The 17,770-nt window shown below is 46.0% G+C and carries 9 protein-coding genes and 1 tRNA gene; 7 read left to right on the forward strand and 3 right to left on the reverse strand.

The features are described 5' to 3' along the window. Positions 1 to 5,139: retention module-containing protein (locus tag LVQ79_RS07855; protein WP_232864524.1), on the reverse strand; the 5,139-nt coding region annotated here is incomplete at its 3' end. A gap of 396 nt (positions 5,140 to 5,535) precedes the next feature. On the opposite strand from LVQ79_RS07855, the gene LVQ79_RS07860 reads away from it, so the two are divergent. From LVQ79_RS07860 to LVQ79_RS07870, 3 genes are all read left to right on the forward strand, one after another. Then, the gene (locus tag LVQ79_RS07860; protein WP_232864525.1) at positions 5,536 to 6,879 is read left to right on the forward strand and encodes a TolC family outer membrane protein; all 1,344 of its coding nucleotides are present in this window, start codon (positions 5,536 to 5,538) and stop codon (positions 6,877 to 6,879) included. A gap of 117 nt (positions 6,880 to 6,996) precedes the next feature. After that, positions 6,997 to 9,168 carry a type I secretion system permease/ATPase gene (locus LVQ79_RS07865; RefSeq protein ID WP_232864711.1) on the forward strand — a complete coding sequence of 724 codons (2,172 nt, stop codon included), beginning with the start codon at positions 6,997 to 6,999 and terminating at the stop codon, positions 9,166 to 9,168. After that, positions 9,155 to 10,528 (forward strand): HlyD family type I secretion periplasmic adaptor subunit, encoded by a 1,374-nt coding sequence (locus LVQ79_RS07870; protein WP_232864526.1) that lies wholly within the window; start codon positions 9,155 to 9,157, stop codon positions 10,526 to 10,528. The genes LVQ79_RS07865 and LVQ79_RS07870 overlap by 14 nt, the downstream gene beginning before the upstream one ends. A gap of 96 nt (positions 10,529 to 10,624) precedes the next feature. Here LVQ79_RS07870 and LVQ79_RS07875 read toward each other — a convergent pair whose 3' ends face one another. Then, positions 10,625 to 11,230 carry a helix-turn-helix domain-containing protein gene (locus LVQ79_RS07875; RefSeq protein ID WP_151993213.1) on the reverse strand — a complete coding sequence of 202 codons (606 nt, stop codon included), beginning with the start codon at positions 11,228 to 11,230 and terminating at the stop codon, positions 10,625 to 10,627. Between the two features lie 976 nt (positions 11,231 to 12,206). Between LVQ79_RS07875 and LVQ79_RS07880 the strand changes: the two genes are divergently transcribed. The 4 genes from LVQ79_RS07880 to LVQ79_RS07895 all read left to right on the forward strand — a co-directional run bounded on the left by LVQ79_RS07880 (position 12,207) and on the right by LVQ79_RS07895 (position 17,362). Continuing rightward, positions 12,207 to 12,989, forward strand: coding sequence for a winged helix-turn-helix domain-containing protein (locus LVQ79_RS07880; RefSeq protein WP_232864527.1), 783 nt, complete (start codon positions 12,207 to 12,209; stop codon positions 12,987 to 12,989). Next, entirely contained in the window at positions 12,986 to 13,504 is a 519-nt protein-coding gene (locus LVQ79_RS07885) for a hypothetical protein (protein WP_193216217.1), read from the forward strand. Before LVQ79_RS07880 ends, LVQ79_RS07885 begins: the two co-directional genes overlap by 4 nt. A 210-nt stretch (positions 13,505 to 13,714) precedes the next feature. Continuing rightward, complete coding sequence (locus LVQ79_RS07890) at positions 13,715 to 15,013, forward strand: sensor domain-containing diguanylate cyclase (RefSeq protein WP_232864528.1); 1,299 nt, start codon at positions 13,715 to 13,717, stop codon at positions 15,011 to 15,013. A gap of 123 nt (positions 15,014 to 15,136) precedes the next feature. After that, positions 15,137 to 17,362 carry a sensor domain-containing phosphodiesterase gene (locus tag LVQ79_RS07895; protein WP_232864529.1) on the forward strand — a complete coding sequence of 742 codons (2,226 nt, stop codon included), beginning with the start codon at positions 15,137 to 15,139 and terminating at the stop codon, positions 17,360 to 17,362. A 139-nt stretch (positions 17,363 to 17,501) separates the two neighbouring features. Here LVQ79_RS07895 and LVQ79_RS07900 read toward each other — a convergent pair. Further along, positions 17,502 to 17,575: transfer RNA gene (locus LVQ79_RS07900), tRNA-Gly, on the reverse strand. Positions 17,576 to 17,770 lie beyond the last annotated feature (195 nt).

Consider the following 17,770-nt stretch of genomic DNA (forward strand, 5'->3'; position numbering starts at 1 on the left):
GCCTACCGTTCCGCTGATAATCTGCTCACGACTGCCCAGCTCATCATGATTCAGGGTGTTATCAGCGGTGACATCATCCACCGTGATGGTGGCATCTGCGTGGGTATCCAGTGTCACGTTCTGGTGCTCTGTCGCCACAGCGTCGTTACCTGCCGCATCTTTACTGGCAATCGCCACTTCGACGTTGTTATCACCTTCGTTCAGCACGCTGCTGTCTACCGCTACGTGGTAATGCAGCTTCCCGGCTGCATCCGCCACCACCTCACCGGTAAAGGCTTTGCCGTTAACGGCCACCAGTACCGGATCGCCTGCTTTCGCGTCCGGCCCGCTCACCTCACCGTTGATATAGGTCGGCCCCTGGGATTCGGTGTGATTCACCACGCCGTCTTTCGACACCGTGCTGATGGTCAGGGCGTTGTTCGCATGGTTATCGATATGCACCGTGTGATCGGTGTACGCCGTCACCACGTTTCCGGCGGCATCATGGGAGGTCACGGTAGCGTGAACATTGACGTCGCTGTCTATCTCACCCTGGTTATTGCTGAACGCACGGGAGTCAACATCAATGCTGTATCCCAGTGTGCCGTTGCCCTGGTCAACAACCTCTCCGGTGAACCGGTGGCCATTGATCTCCAGCGTCACCTTATCGCCGATCCGCGCATCCTCACCTACCTGACCGGTGATGGCATGTTTCGGGCTGTCCAGCTCGCTGTGATTGAGCACATTATCTTTGGTGACACGATCAATACTGATGTTCGCGTGCGCATGCGTGTCCAGCACCACATTGCGATGCTCTGTCGCCACAGCGTCGTTACCTGCCGCATCTTTACTGGCAATCGCCACTTCGACGTTGTTATCACCTTCGTTCAGCACGCTGCTGTCTACCGCTATGTGGTAATGCAGCTTCCCGGCTACATCCGCCACCACCTCACCGGTAAAGGCTTTGCCGTTAACGGTCACCAGTACCGGATCGCCTGCTTTCGCGTCCGGCCCGCTCACCTCACCGTTGATATAGGTCGGCCCCTGGGATTCGGTGTGATTCACCACGCCGTCTTTCGACACCGTGCTGATGGTCAGGGCGTTGTTCGCATGGTTGTCGATATGCACCGTGTGATCGGTGTACGCCGTCACCACGTTTCCGGCGGCATCATGGGAGGTCACGGTAGCGTGAACATTGACGTCGCTGTCTATCTCACCCTGGTTATTGCTGAACGCACGGGAGTCAACATCAATGCTGTATCCCAGTGTGCCGTTGCCCTGGTCAACAACCTCTCCGGTGAACCGGTGGCCATTGATCTCCAGCGTCACCTTATCGCCGATCCGCGCATCCTCACCTACCTGACCGGTGATGGCATGTTTCGGGCTGTCCAGCTCGCTGTGATTGAGCACATTATCTTTGGTGACACGATCAATACTGATGTTCGCGTGCGCATGCGTGTCCAGCACCACATTGCGATGCTCTGTCGCCACAGCGTCGTTACCTGCCGCATCTTTACTGGCAATCGCCACTTCGACGTTGTTATCACCTTCGTTCAGTACGCTGCTGTCTACCGCTACGTGGTAATGCAGCTTCCCGGCTACATCCGCCACCACCTCACCGGTAAAGGCTTTGCCGTTAACGGTCACCAGTACCGGATCGCCTGCTTTCGCGTCCGGCCCGCTCACCTCACCGTTGATATAGGTCGGCCCCTGGGATTCGGTGTGATTCACCACGCCGTCTTTCGACACCGTGCTGATGGTCAGGGCGTTGTTCGCATGGTTATCGATATGCACCGTGTGATCCGTGGTAACAATAACTTCATTGCCAGCAGCGTCATGGGAGTTCACGGTGGCATGGAAGGTGACATCAGTATCGATCTCACCCTGGTTATTGCTGAACGCCGACGAATCGACATCAATGTGATAACCGAGGTTACCGTTGCCAAGGTCGCTGACGTGTCCGCTAAATTTGTGCCCGTTAATATCAAGCGTGACTTCATCGCCAACTCGGGCATCACCGCCAACGGTTCCGCTGATGCTCTGCTTAGGCGCATTCAGTTCATCGTGGTTCAATACGTTGTCTTTAGTGACAAGATCAATTGTGATAGACGCATCCGCCTGCGTATCCAGCACCACCGTTTTGTGTTCGATTGCCGTGGTGGCATTACCGGCGTTGTCGGTGCCGGTGACCATCACCTGCACATCGTTGCTGCCTTCGTTCAGGGCCACCGTCGGCACCGGTACTTCGTAACGCAGGTGGCCGTTTTCATCGGTCACCACGTCGCCACGGAATTCGTGACCGTTGACGCTGACCACCACATGGTCGCCTGCGTGTGCATCCCCGGACACCTCACCGCTGATAAGCGTCGGCATACGGGACTCGGTGGCGTTCACCGTGTCGTCACCGGCCACCGTTTCAATGGTCAGGGCGTTATGCGCCTGCGTGTCCAGCACCACCGTTTTGTGCTCAATTGCCGTGGTGGCGTTACCTGCGCTGTCGGTGCCGGTCACCATCACCTGCACGTCATTGCTGCCTTCGGTCAGGGCATTTGTCGGCACCGGAATTTCGTAACGCAACTGGCCGTTTTCATCGGTCACCACGTCGCCACGGAATTCGTGACCGTTGACGCTGACCACCACATGATCGCCTTCCTGCGCATCACCGGACACCTCACCACTGATAAGTGTTGGCATACGGAATTCGGTGGCGTTCACCGTGTCGTCACCGGCCACCGTTTCGATGGTCAGGGCGTTATGCGCCTGCGTGTCCAGCACCACCGTTTTGTGCTCAATTGCCGTGGTGGCGTTACCCGCGCTGTCGGTGCCGGTGACCATCACCTGCACATCGTTACTGCCTTCGGTCAGTGCATTTGTCGTCACCGGAATTTCATAGCGCAGTTGGCCGTTTTCATCGGTCACCACGTCGCCACGGAATTCGTGACCGTTGACACTGACCACCACATGGTCGCCTGCCTGCGCATCACCGCTCACCACACCCGAGATCATCGTCGGCATACGGGATTCGGTGGCGTTCACCGTGCCGTCACCGGCCACCGTTTCGATGGTCAGGGCGTTATGCGCCTGCGTGTCCAGTACCACCGTTTTGTGCTCAATTGCCGTGGTGGCGTTACCGGCATTGTCAGTGCCGGTGATCATCACCTGCACATCGTTACTGCCTTCGTTAAGGGCAACCGTCGGCACCGGTACTTCGTAACGCAGGTGGCCGTTTTCATCGGTCACCGTGCCGTAGAAGTTCTGGCCGTTGACGCTGACCACCACATGGTCACCTGCATGTGCATCCCCGGAGACCTCACCGCTGATAAGCGTCGGCATACGGGATTCCGTGCGATTGACGATGTCGTCTCCCGCCACGGTTTCAATAGTCAGGGCGTTATGTGCCTGCGTATCCAGTACGATAGTTTTGTGCTCGACCGCAATCGCCGTGTTGCCAACATTGTCGACACCCGTAACCATCACCTGCACATCGTTGCTGCCTTCATTCAGCGCTGAAGTTGGCACTGGCACGGTATAACGCAGTTTGCCATTTTCATCAGCGACCACTTCGCCATTAAAGCTCTGGCCGTTAACGCTCACTACTACATGGTCGCCAACCTGCACATCACCGGTGACTTCACCGCTGATAAACGTTGGCATACGGGATTCGCTACGGTTCACGGTGTCATCACCAGCAACCGTTTCAATCGTCAGAGCATTTTGTGCATGGGTATCGAGCGTGACATTGTGATGTTCAACAGCAATCGCTTCGTTACCCGCAGCGTCATGGCTAATTACCTGTACCTGAACATCATTGGCCCCTTCGTGAAGAAGACGAGTCGGAACCGGTACTTCATAGCGCAATTGGCCGTTATCATTAATCACAACGCCATGGAATTGCTGGCCTTGTACTGTAACGGTAATAGGATCACCTGCTTTAGCATCACCACCGACTTCACCAGCAATCAAGGTTGGCATACGAGATTCGCTGGCATTAACGACATCATCGTTAGCAACAGTTTCAATCGTGACTGAGTTATGAACATCGAGATCGATATCCACATGGTGATCGCTTGATGCCTGAGTCGTGTTCCCAGCCTCATCGGTTGAGGTCACAGTGGCATGAATATTCGGATTGGCCAGCAGCCCCTGAGTTGAGACATTAATCCGATAGCCAAGATTGCCATTACCGAGATCGATAACGACATCGTGATATTCCTTACCATCGACGGTTAATGTGATGGCATCGCCGATTTTTGCATCACCAGAGACGCTGCCGTGGACTGAGGTTTGCGGCTGATGTGATTCATTGATGTTAATAACGTTATCAGGCGTGACGCTATCGATGGTTATCTGGTCATGCAAATCAGTCACATCGATCACAGCATCCGTCGTGCTTTGCGCGGTGCGGCCTGATACATCCGTAGCTGTGGCGGTAACGTTGATCTCACCTTCAACCAAACCACTTAAATCAGGGTTTGCTGTCCAGTGGCCATTGTTCACCGGAACATCAATAGTAATTGTATTTTTTTGGCTATCGGTGAAGGTCAGCGTGATGTGGTTTTGATTACTGGTGCCGTTGATATTGGTATGGTTGATTTCATTTTTGTTAATAAAACCATCGTTACCGGCAAAATCATCAATGTGAACCAACGGTGGGAGCACCGCAGGTGAACCAGAGGAGCCAGCCGTTGTGAAACCATTTTCCGGCAGGTTAAGTTCAGGTGTTGGAGCCCCAATACCTGCCGTATTAAAACCGGCAGTAGGATCAACGATTTTCCCAGTCAAATCCAGCTGCACCAGGGTATGACCACCACCGCCACCTTCGATTTGCACCGGTGCTTCATTACCCGCAGCGGTTGCTTCTAATGCTTGTGTCGGGTCAGCGCCGTCAGCAATAGCTTTCTGTAACGATGCGACATCCTGAGTGTCATGATCTGAAGTGCTTACAGCATTCAAGCCATGCTCGCTCCAGTGGCTATTACGCCCGAGATCCAGGGTTTTACCATTTGGCAGCTCCATACTGACCGCGCCGCTGTCCCCGGTAACAATCTCTTCGCCACTATAGATTCTGTCGCCTTCTTTCAAGAGACGTTGTGAGCCGTCTGCTTCAACTACATAAACCAGACCAATTACTGCTTTAATCACACCAAGTAAATTGCTCACTATTACCTCTCTTGAATACTTTCGTTATTTTTATAATTGCTACTATTAATTAAATAACTAATAACATTATTTTCCCATTCATAAATCACCTCTAAATCAAAATGCCCATTAATGGACATTTCATTCGAAGGTGATTAATGAATGTAGAAAAAAACACAGTTATTAGAACTCTATTATCGGAGACTTGACTGAGCGTTAAATATAATCAAAAATGACGGAAAGTGAAACATCACATTACAGAACATTAAATTTCATTGCGAATGAAAGTTGCGTTTAATGTAATCAGATAAAAACCTCTGCACTTGTTAATTAATATGATGTTTCGTGTTAAAACAGAAATGGATATAAGGCGTGATATAGGGATATCATTAACGCGCGCAATAAAGGCTTCATAAAATGCAGAAGTTTTCCCTTTTTATACTTGGTTGTTTATCAATACCATCAGTTAACGCAGCAACTTTACAAAATACCGTAAATCAAGCTTTATCCAGCCACCCGGAAGTGAATGCATCAGTAAATAGTCGTTACTCTGCAGAGCAGGATTTGCGGGCAGCCCGCGGTGGATATCTTCCTTCCCTGAATTTAGATGCTGAAGCAGGCCAGAAAAATATCAACGATGCTACCACGCGCGCGGGTGGTAGTAAGAATGGGATGAATCTGTCTCCAAACGACGCCACAATTAGCCTCAACCAAAATGTATTCGACGGTTTTGCGACGTCAAGTGAAGTTGACCGTCAAAAGGCAACCGTTGATTCCCGGGCTTTTAGCGTGCTGAATATCAGCGAAAATACCGCATTCCAGGTGGTTCAGGCCTATCTTGACGTATTGCAACGTCAGGAATATGTGCATCTGGCAGAAGATGACCTCGCCAACCATGAGCGCATCTACGACCAGATTCGTTTACGTACCGATCAAGGCGTTGGCCGCTCAGGCGATTTAATGCAGGCTGAAGCGCGTCTGGCGCAAGCTCGCAACAACTTGTTGACTGAGCAGACCAACCTCGAAGATGCCAATACTACATTCATGAGTGTGACCGGTGAAGCGCCTGAAAACCTGAGTCTGCCTGAAAGTATTAATGCCATCCTTCCAAAATCGCTTGAAGATGCCAAGCGCATAATGGAAGACAACAGCCCGCTGCTGAAATCTGCCAATGCTGATATTCAGGCTGCTCGCCAGCAATATGAAGCTTCAAAATCAACGTTTTACCCTCGTGTTGATGTGGCGCTATCTCGTAGCATCAGTAATGACACCGACACGACTCGTGCCCATTCAGAAGAGTGGGAAGCGATGGTGAAACTGCACTACAACTTGTACCAGGGCGGCAGCGATAAAGCAGCAATGCAATCCCGCGCGTATCTGGAAAAACAAGCTCAGGACGTACGTAATAACACGCTGCGCCAGATGAACCAGGAAATTGGCCTGGCATGGTCAGCATTAAAAAGTGCCAGAGACCAAATTCCCGCAGCCACAGATTATGCCGACCGCAGCGTGAAAGTTCGTACCGCTTATCAGGATCAGTTCAGCCTGGGTGAGCGAACTTTGCTGGATTTATTGGATAGTGAAAATGAAGTATTCTCAGCTAAACGCCGCCTTGTTGAATTACGTTATCTGGAAATTTCGACGGGTTATCGTATTTGCGCGCGTACAGGTGAATTATTAAAAGCACTTAAAATTAATCCAGTGCCTGCAGGTCAACCAATAGACTCTCCAGAAAATAACTCATTACCTGAACTTAATTAGCATTTAATTAACTGAAATAGTTCCCCGCTGAACTATTTCAGGATTAGTTCGCTTTTTATTTTTTGCTAAATAGTTGCGTCAGGAACATTCCTATCAATGACTTCACAAGTTGAACACATGAATACAATGTCAGAGGCTCCTCCTGTAGAGGAGTCGCATTATCATGACCCGCGCAGCCGCAATGACGATCCATTGCTTGATTGCCTGCTGGTTCTTTGTTCTGTGCATGGTAAATCAGCAAGCCGCTCAACATTGAGTAGCGGGCTGCCCCTGGAGAACGATCGCCTGACGTTGGCTATTTTGCCTCGTGCCGCTGCTCGTGCTGGATTAAAAGCACGTGTCATCAAACGCTCGCTCAATAAAATCGCCGCCATGTCTCTGCCTGCGATACTTTTGCTGCGTGACGGTGGTGCCGCCGTACTGCTTGGCTGGAACGCAGATGGTACTGCTCGCATTATGCCAAGCGAGAGCGAAGGCGGTGAAATCAATATTGATGCAGCAGAACTTGAGAAAAGCTACGCAGGCCAGGTGATTTTCGCACATCCTCGCCATGAGTTTGACTTACAGTCTGAATCTTTCCTGCCACGGACAAAATCCTGGTTCAAAGACACGCTGATGCTTTCTCGCTATCTGTACATGGATGCGATATTAGCAAGCCTGCTGATTAACCTGATTGCGCTGGGAACTCCGCTGTTCACCATGAACGTGTATGACAGGGTTGTACCCAATCATGCCACGGTGACTTTGTGGGTTTTGGCCGTCGGTATTTGCATGGCGTTTGTTTTCGATTTGATCTTAAAAATGCTGCGCGGTGTCTGCCTCGACATTGCAGGTAAAAAGAGTGACCTGATTATCTCAGCCACGCTCTTTGAGCGTATTACCGGCATGGAGATGAAAGCGCGCCCAGCCCGTGTGGGTAGCTTTGCACAAAACATTCATGAATTTCAGTCGCTGCGTGATTTCCTCTCATCTCTCACGTTGACCACACTCATCGATTTGCCGTTTACACTGGTGTTATTACTGGTGATTGGCATTATCGGTGGTTCTCTCGCATGGATTCCTTTACTGACCTTCCCTATCGCGCTGGTGATTAGCTGGGCGTTGCAGAAACCGGTAAATGCCGCCGTTGCCAAAACCATGAGTTTGGCAAGTGAGCGTCAGGCATTGCTGATTGAAACACTCAGTGGCCTGGACGCTATCAAAGTCAACAACGCACAAAGCGAACGCCAGTATCAATGGGAACAAACTCTGGGCAGTTTAAGCCGCCTGGAATTACGCGTTAAAACCTTATCCAGCTTCGCCAGCAACTTGACCGGATGGTTCCAGCAAATGTCTGGCGTCATCATGATTATCGTCGGCGTGTATATGATTATTGGCGGCAAGCTGAGCATGGGTGGCCTGATTGCCTGCTATATGCTTAATGGCCGTGCGCTGATGCCAATGGGCCAACTCACCGGGTTGATTGCCCGTTATCACCAGGCGCGTTTGACCATCAAAAACACCGAACAAATGATGTCGATGCCGCAGGAGAGACGCGATCATGAGCACCCTCTGAAGCGCGAAACATTCCGTGGCAGCATTGAGTTCAAAGATGTCGACTTCAGTTATCCCGAGCAGAAAAACCCTTCACTGCAAAAGATTAACCTGACTATTAAGCCTGGTGAGCGAGTAGGTATTATCGGCCGCAGCGGCTCAGGCAAGAGCTCGATTAGCAAGTTGATAATCAATCTATATCAGCCAACCAGCGGTAATATTTTGATCGACGATGTCGATGCTCGTCAGTTGGACGTCAACGATTTGCGCCACAGCATTGGTTATGTTCCTCAGGACATTCAGCTGTTTAATGGATCACTGCGCGATAACCTGATTTGTGGTGCCCGTTATGTTGACGATGAAACAATGCTGCGCGCCGCGGAACTTGCTGGCGTTAACGAATTCGCTCGTATTCACCCTGACGGCTACAACTTGCAAGTTGGTGAGCGTGGTATGCAGCTGTCCGGTGGGCAACGCCAGGCTGTTGCGCTGGCTCGCGCACTCCTGCTGGAGCCACCAGTTCTGCTGCTTGATGAACCGACCAGTGCGATGGACAACACCAGTGAAGACAAGATTAAACAAGGTCTGGTGCCATTTGTCGCTGATAAAACGCTGTTACTCGTGACGCACAAAGCGTCGATGCTAACGCTGGTTGATCGACTGATTATTGTTGATAAAGGACGCATTATTGCTGATGGCCCTAAAGCCATTGTTATGGATGCGCTGAAGAAGGGTCAAATCAATGCGTCTCGCTGAGTTATTTACACGTTTACGCCCGCAAATTCGCAACTACTTCAAAGGTCGCGATGAAAACCAGGCCGATAACATTAACGAGGTGAGTCATGCTCTGATTGATGACTCGCCGCGCGTTATTCGCCTCACTCTTTGGACTATCCTGGTATTAGTCGTGCTGGCGTTCACTTGGGCTGGATTTGCCAAACTTGATGAGGTTACACGGGGTGAAGGAAAAGCCATCCCGTCATCACGCTTGCAAAAAATACAGAACCTGGAAGGTGGTATTGTCACCGAGCTGTATGTGCATGAAGGGCAAATCGTTGAAGCTGGCGCGCCGTTGATTCATCTGGATGACACTCGTTTTGCTTCAAACGTTGGTGAGACTGAAGCTGATAAGCTTGGCTTACAGGCTAAAATCGATCGTCTGGCTGCGGAAGCTGAAGACAAAGATTTTGTCATATCTGATGAGATTGCTAAGAAGGCTCCTGATGTTGCACGTGGCGAACTGGATTTATTTAACAGTCGCCGTCGCCAGTTCCAGAATGAAATTGAAGGTCTTCAAGAGCAGCTAGTTCAGAAGAGACAGGAACTGCGTGATTTCCAGTCCAAACAGGAACAGTACAAAAACAGCCTTAGTTTACTGCAGCAAGAGATCAAAATGTCTGAGCCGCTGCTGGCATCAGGTGCAATTTCTAAAGTTGAAATCCTGCGTTTACGTCGTACTGAAGTGGAAACTAAAGGGCTGCTGGATTCCGTCACGCTTTCCATCCCTAAGTCTGCATCTGAGACAAAAGAGATTGAAAACAAGATTGGCGAAAGTCGTAACCGCTTCCAGAGCGATGCACTCTCACAGCTAAATGAAGCACGCACTAACTTAAGCAAAGCTGAAGCCACCGGCAAAGCACTCGAAGACCGAGTGAATCGCACCATGGTGGTTTCGCCAGTTCGCGGTGTTGTCCAGCAAATTTTGGTTAACACCATCGGCGGTGTTATTCAGCCAGGCAGTGATTTAGTAGAAATCGTGCCACTGGATGACAAACTGCTTATTGAAGTGAAAATTCAGCCGCGTGACATTGCCTTCCTGCACCCAGGGCAACATGCCGTAGTGAAGTTCACCGCTTACGACTACACCACGTATGGCGGCCTGAATGGTGAACTGGTCCAGCTAAGCCCAGATACCGTGACGGATAAAGAAGGCCACAGTTACTACATTGCACGCCTGCGCACAGATAAGAACTACCTGGGAACCAAAGAGCATCCAATGGTCATCATTCCAGGTATGGTCGCATCAGTCGATATTATAACTGGTAAGAAATCGATTCTGAGTTATCTGCTGAAACCGATCATTCGCGCCAAAGCGGAAGCATTACGCGAAAGATAGAAACGATAAAAAAGCCGCAACAGATGATGTTGCGGCTTTTTTTATCGTGAAATTCAGTAGCTGGCTGGCGTTAAATACATAACACCCGGCTTTGTCTTATTGGGCATTAAACGAAGACAACTTCCCACGGTTCAGAGTCAATTTACCCTCGTTAACCAGTTCCTGAAGCACTTTATGGATAGCGCTACGTGAAATGTGGTTCCTACTGAGGATAAATGTATAAACTGATGTTTTTTCACGTATTTCAGGCTCAAGTGACCAAATGTGTTTCACGTGTTCCGTCACAATTTCGCGAATAGTTTTATGCGAACGCAGATTTTCACGCTGGAAATAACGCTGCAGATGGTTGGTCAGAATATCAAATGCATGTATCCATAGGTTTTTCTTGCTAAGCATCTCATTAGCATTAGCCGCATTCATTACCCACATCTCACAGTCCGTGTCACAACGCAGGTAATGAGACATCACATCATTACGCATCTGTGCCAGGCCAAGGATAGCGGGGGCGGTAAAGCTTACTGTAACAAGGTCATTTTCAACTCGGTAAACAGAGACAGAGCCTTTCTCAAGATAAAAAATGTTTCCATCTTTTTTCATTTCAATGCGCTGACGTTTTTTCCTCAGAGAGAAATAGGCGTTTTCAGATTTTTTAATCTCGTCTCCAATGAGCATTACAGATTCATCAAAATTAAGAATGGACATCAGCTTCTCTTACTCTAGTTATGGGATTGAGATTATCTCCTGGCACAAAGCAAAGGAGATCGCCCTAACGCAATCGATACCCCGTTACTCGTAACGTATATCAATATAGGACATTACGGCAAACCTGCGATTGGTAAGCCAGATTTTGAGGATTGTAGGATGGCGATTTGAAATGAATAACCTTATGAACTCCATGCCAAACAATATTCCACGCTCATGAACAACCGCATACATTATTATTACTTCATTATACAACCATGAAATAATCACTCAAAAAATCATATCAGGGCATATTGTTTTTCAAACAATCACAACTGTTATTCCATAAACAGCAGGGATTAAAAATAACTTGAAAAATAACATATATCAAATACAATGGCCAAATAATTGATATCACAATCACTGTATCAATCTTATCTTTGAACCAGGCAAAATCATTTTTCTTATACTTTATAACCTGCATCCAAAGCCATACAACTCTGAATAGCATAAACACCAGGGTTGAAACCCCATAAATACATACTATTAATTGAAATAGTTTATTCATTGGCTATATCCCCGTTGTTATGGTGAGACATCATCAACGAAGAGTAAAGGCGACTTAAATACTCAGGTATTAAATATCATTTTCAAATTTACACTATTGAGCATCTAACTCTGAGATACCATGCCTGCCCCCTCATGCTGCTCTGTCAGTGAGTATATTAATCTGAGGGCAGAAACGTAATTTTTTTAATCTTTGCGGTGGTAATTTTTTCTTTTCAGTTAAAAAAGAAGTAGCACATAACCATAACAAATTGATTTTAAATGATTTTTAACGTATAAAAATAGTTAACACTTGGTTAATCATAAGTATATTGATGATCCGAGAAGTACCTAAAGGGTAAAGTAGCTAAAAGGCTGGATTATTCCATGCCACATTGTGCTTATAATGGCAGGTGGAAAACCAGCCTGAGTCAACGAGAGTAGTGGCAACATGTCCGAAGCAGATAATCTATGTTATCTCATTGAAAACAAAATAGTATTTCTACCAGAGAAACAGTGTCTGGTACATACAGACAGCCATGAAGAGATAAAACTCAAGCCGACAGCCTCATTATGCCTACTGTTATTGCTCAGGAATCACACTAAGATTGTTACTCAGAATGAGTTACTCGCTTTCGCTTGGGGTGAAAGCCACAGACAGGTTAGCTTTAACGCCTTTTATCAAAGCATTCTCTCTCTGCGAAAGTCATTTTTACAAATGAATGTAGAGAAACAAATAATCACCACAATTCCTCGTAAAGGTCTTATCATTCAACAAGAAATAACCGTTGAAAAAAAACGGGATCATGTTGTACCTGAGGTTGAGATCGAACTTACAGAGCCGCACGCTGTAACAGATACGAATGGAATAGAAAATAAAAAACTGCCAAAGGTAAATCTGGCGGAAGCACTTATTATTATGTTTACCATCATAATAGTTGGGGTGCTTATCTACCCTAAAGTATCCAGCGAGAATTACTTTTCGGGTTATGTTGCTTCAAAAAAATATGATGGCCAATGCCACTATTTTTTAAATGATGATGCAAGTAACCATATTCGTCATGAGGATTTTATCAAGCAGCATCCTGAAATGTGCAGTGATGATAAATACCTCTATATAACGGCTTATCCTGAGACGAAAAATATTTCTATCATTACGTGCACTACCAATATGGAATTGTCACATGATAACTCCTGTCAGTCCGTCTATTATCCCCGGTACGATAGTAAATGAAGATGCTTAGCGCGATAGCCACTATCAGAAAACAAACACGTATCATTTTCCTGGTGTGTCTGGCGATACTCTCCGGTCTCGCGTTCTATCTATATATGCCCTCATACGAGAATCCGCACAGCATCGTATGCCGGTCGACGCTACAGATAGTTAGGGGTAATGCGTCATTTAGAGGCATTGTCGATTTCAAATCGGGTGACGGAAAAGGTATTGCAAACATTAACGGCATCATAAACGTCACGCCGCAGGAAGAGTATACGGTTCAGAGGACCATCCTCTTTACGCTTGCTGAGTATGGCCTCAGCCCCGTCTGGGTATCCCAGCAGATCATCATTTCCAACCGTGAAACCGTACCCGCTGCGATTCTGCAACAATTTTTCCCTGATTTTTATCTGAAAAACTCAGGAGTAAGCGATATCGATATTTTTAGGCTAAACAAGGATGCCGCTCTCCTCACCCGTGAAGACATTCCTTATTTATACTGCCAGAAGTATCAGCTTCCCGATGAAGAGTAACTTCGTACAAACATCTACAGCGACTTGAACTAAGTTAAATCATTTCAGGCATGTTTCAGCCCATTAAAAGACAACCAGTGCACGGATTGTCTTTTATTTGTGTAAATTAATAAAAATATCTTGAACATAATAAGTACCACGTTATTATCCACTCGCACATTAAGATGATAATAAACATGCAGCTTCCTAAAAGTAAACTTTAAGTTAAATATGTTATTTAATTATGATATCTCATTAGTCCTACTCGCAGTAATTATTGCGTGCCTGGCTTTTTATGTCTCTTTTTGGCTATGTAAAGCTGGCGCTCGAAAAAAACATTACTGTTGGCCTTTATTTAGTGGCCCAACTATGGGCTGTGGTATTTGGGTTTTACACTACATGGTGATGCAGGCCCATCATCATAGTCATATTATAAATTATAACATTAAGATAACGCTGGCCTCTTTACTCGTCGCTATTATTGGTTGTTCCCTGGGGTTTGGTTGCTTTTTATTCAAAAAATTACGCAAAAATCACTATCTCATTCCTGCATTGATATTTTCTGCCACCGCAGCATCCATGCACTACCTGGGAATGGCTGCAATCATCAATACAGGTGATTGGTATGTTAGCAATGCTCATATCACACTTTCGCTAATCGTTATTTTTATTACTTCATTAGGCATGCTGCGTTTAACTCATTTGATGTTGGTTATGACGAGTAAAAACGACAGCTACGCTAACTTCTGCCGACTGGGTGCCACTCTTACTCTTTGTACCGGTGTAGCAATCATGCACTTTTTAGGTACAAGTAAAATGAATATGGCACCAATGGCCTCCTCATTTATTAGCATAAAACATGATGATTACATCGAAAACACGATAGCTATGACGATGGTAATACTTATTACCCTGGTATTTATGTTAGCTATCTTCATCTGGTTTATTAATTTCAAAGAACATTTGAGTAATGAACTTCTCAAAAGTGAGTTAATTTCGAAGAATTTGCAATTAAAACAAATGACGCAACATGATTCATTAACTCAATTGCCTAATCGCCTTTATTTACAAAACCATTTGAACACTCTATTTGATAAACAGATGCAACCACTGTTCATTATGTTTATTGACCTTGACGGCTTTAAACGTGTTAACGACGTCTGGGGACATGCCATTGGTGATGAACTGCTGGTAAAGATATCTAAAATGCTCAGGAACGTTATTGGCAAGGGAGGATTTGTGGCAAGAATTGGTGGTGATGAATTCATCATCGTCGTTTGCGAAAAAACAGAGGATGCGGCGATCAAACTTGCCAAAAAATTGCTTTCAAGAATCTCAGATAGCTATGAACTCTCAGCAACAACAGTTGATTTCTTGTCTGCCAGTATCGGGATTTCTATTTACCCGGAGCATGGGCAAGATGTTGCCACACTTTTGAAAAAAGCCGATGTGGCGATGTATTACATAAAAGATAAAGGGAAAAACAATGTCATCTTTTATGATGAGATAGCAATGACATTGCCCACGTGATGCCAGGTTAATACCAAAGTGTATTAATAGAGCAAGATAGCCGAGTGTTAGTAACACTTTTTTTAAGCAATGGATGCTTGTAAATCATTCCAGATAGTGGAATTAGTAAAAAAGCAGACATTGATGATGAAATTTACTGCGTTATACAATAAGTACAAAGACAAATGGTGGGCTTTGCCACTTGTCCTCCCCTTCATTCTGTACCCTATAACTCAGTATATGAGTTCTTACGGCTACGTTGACGGTTTCGAGATACCTTTCTTTTATCTCAACATGGCACTGATGACAACCCTTACCATGATTTATGGTTTTAAGGCATTGCCAGGAATCATTCTATGCATATTTTACCGGGTAGCACCTGATCGCGGCTTTGAACCGGCAATTATGTCAGTACTACATTATTTTACTTCAACTGCAATAAGTTGTGCTGGTTACTATTATTTTACGGGTAAACGTGGCCGCGCAAGTTTTGGGCGTTACAATCTAACCTGGCAGCGTATTTTTTGGCTGGTATTTGTTAATGCCACTTTATTCTTAAACTATTTCCAGGCTGTGCTCTATTTGGGGATGTTTGGCGTGCATCAAACAATGATGTACATAACCCCATTCACCACGCGAACATTGATAAATTATCAGGGAATGCTGGTTGGGAATATGATTGGCTTGCCAATGTGTTATTTGGTAATTCGTTCGATCAGAACGCCATCATACATCAAGAAATATATTGAAAAAATCCGTAATCAAGTTGCAGAAGACCTGCGAGCGCTGGAACTCATTTGTCTATTTGGCGCACTGATATTGCTTACAGCGCTCATGATTTCGCCAATCAATCATAAACTAACACTGATAAACTCCGTATATACCCTGACATTACTGTTACCGGTCATGATTTGGGGAACACTACGTCTGGGCCATGCCGCCATTTCTCTCATTTGGTGGGTGTTATTGGTTGTACTAAGTAATAACTCTCAAAGTTATATCCCTCAAACAGCCGATTACAAGTTACACCTGGCCGTTGCAACATCCTGCTTTGCAGCATTTTCGATAACTATTACTTTGATGGCTATAAATATTTCACGACAACGTGCGTTAAATATTAAGTCCAAACGATTAATGAGCATCGATCCAGTTTTGCATCTACCAAACTTGCTGGCACTTGATGCAGATTTAAACAAAAACACTGTGTCTGTTTTATGCCAACTATATATTCCGGATCTTGAGTTATTGGGTCGCCATTATGGCTTACTCATGCAAGTGCAGTACAAACAACAACTGGCTCAGTTTTTAAAACCTGTACTGGAAAGTGATGAGCTTATTTATATCAGCTCTGGTCACGATTTAATCGTACGAATGTCCCCTTTAAATGCTGAAAAAAGAATCTCTGAGCTACACAACAAAGCCAAAACATTCCGTTATACCCGTGATGGGGTAAAGCTCTACCCACAAATTGGTTGTAGCTACTGCATCATTAACTACCCAGTGGGTCATCTATATTTATTAATTGGTGAATTACGAGCACTGGCAGAGATCTCCCTGACAACAAACTTGCCCGTGGATATGAGAAAGCAAAGCAGCCGCCAGGTACAAAGTCAGGTTAAAACTAAAGTCGACATGATGAATCAACTTCAATATGCGCTTGAGTTAGATCGGTTTGTTTTGATGGCTCAGCCAATAGAAAGTAAAAATGGTCACCGCTACCATGAAGTCCTGTTGAGAATGCTTGGTAGTAATGATGAACTTATTTTCCCGGATACTTTTTTACCGCTAGCAAATGAATTTGGCATGTCATCGAGCATTGATCTATGGGTGTTAAATAACACCATGAAATATATGGATGAAACTCGTCATGCACGGCCAAACCAATGCTTCGCCATTAATCTGACCCCAGCATCAATCTGCCGCACAGATATGGCGCATCTCATTGAAAACATGCTAATTAAGTACGGTATTGCGCCTGAGCAGATCGTTCTGGAAGTGACCGAGACCGATGAACTTACCAACAACTTACAAGCAGATAAGACACTGGATGCACTACAGCGTTTAGGCTGTAAAATTGCTATCGATGATTTTGGAACGGGTTATGCGAGCTATGCGCGACTAAAAAACATGCAGGCAAATATACTCAAAATCGATGGTAGTTTTATCCACAATATTATTTCCAGTGAAATGGATTACAAAATCGTGGAATCTATTTGTGAGTTAGCAAGAATGAAAAACATGACGTTAGTGGCTGAATTTGTCGAAACAGAAGCGATTCAGAATGCTCTATTCCGCATGGGAATTGACTATGTTCAGGGCTACTTCATTGGTAAGCCTGCTCCTATCGAAACCTTACCGGCAACTGTTTAAGACATAAAATCAGGCAGCAGGAAGCGCAATACATGAGGTTTTCTGCTGTCGCCATGAATAATGATAAAGCAAATTCAGGACGTAAAAGTAGCGTATCGAATGGGTTCGTTGGATTCTAAATAGATTAGGAAAGGTATGCTGGAGCGGGTGAAGGGAATCGAACCCTCGTATGCAGCTTGGGAAGCTGCCGTTCTACCATTGAACTACACCCGCTTAAGAAGTGCGTAGGCATTATAGACGTTCAGCTTTCACTGGCAAGCGCCTTTTCATTTTATGTGGTTAATTATTAAGCGATTGTTTTTATTAGAGGCATGCGAATATCTAACCCTTGTTGGCAAATCATTTCCCTTGTGATTCCCTCACGTTTTCCCCTCGACCCAATAAGTTCTACAATGGTGAACTTTTTAA

Origin of the sequence: Buttiauxella cochleicola (genome assembly GCF_021282405.1) — a bacterium.
Lineage (GTDB): Bacteria > Pseudomonadota > Gammaproteobacteria > Enterobacterales > Enterobacteriaceae > Buttiauxella > Buttiauxella massiliensis.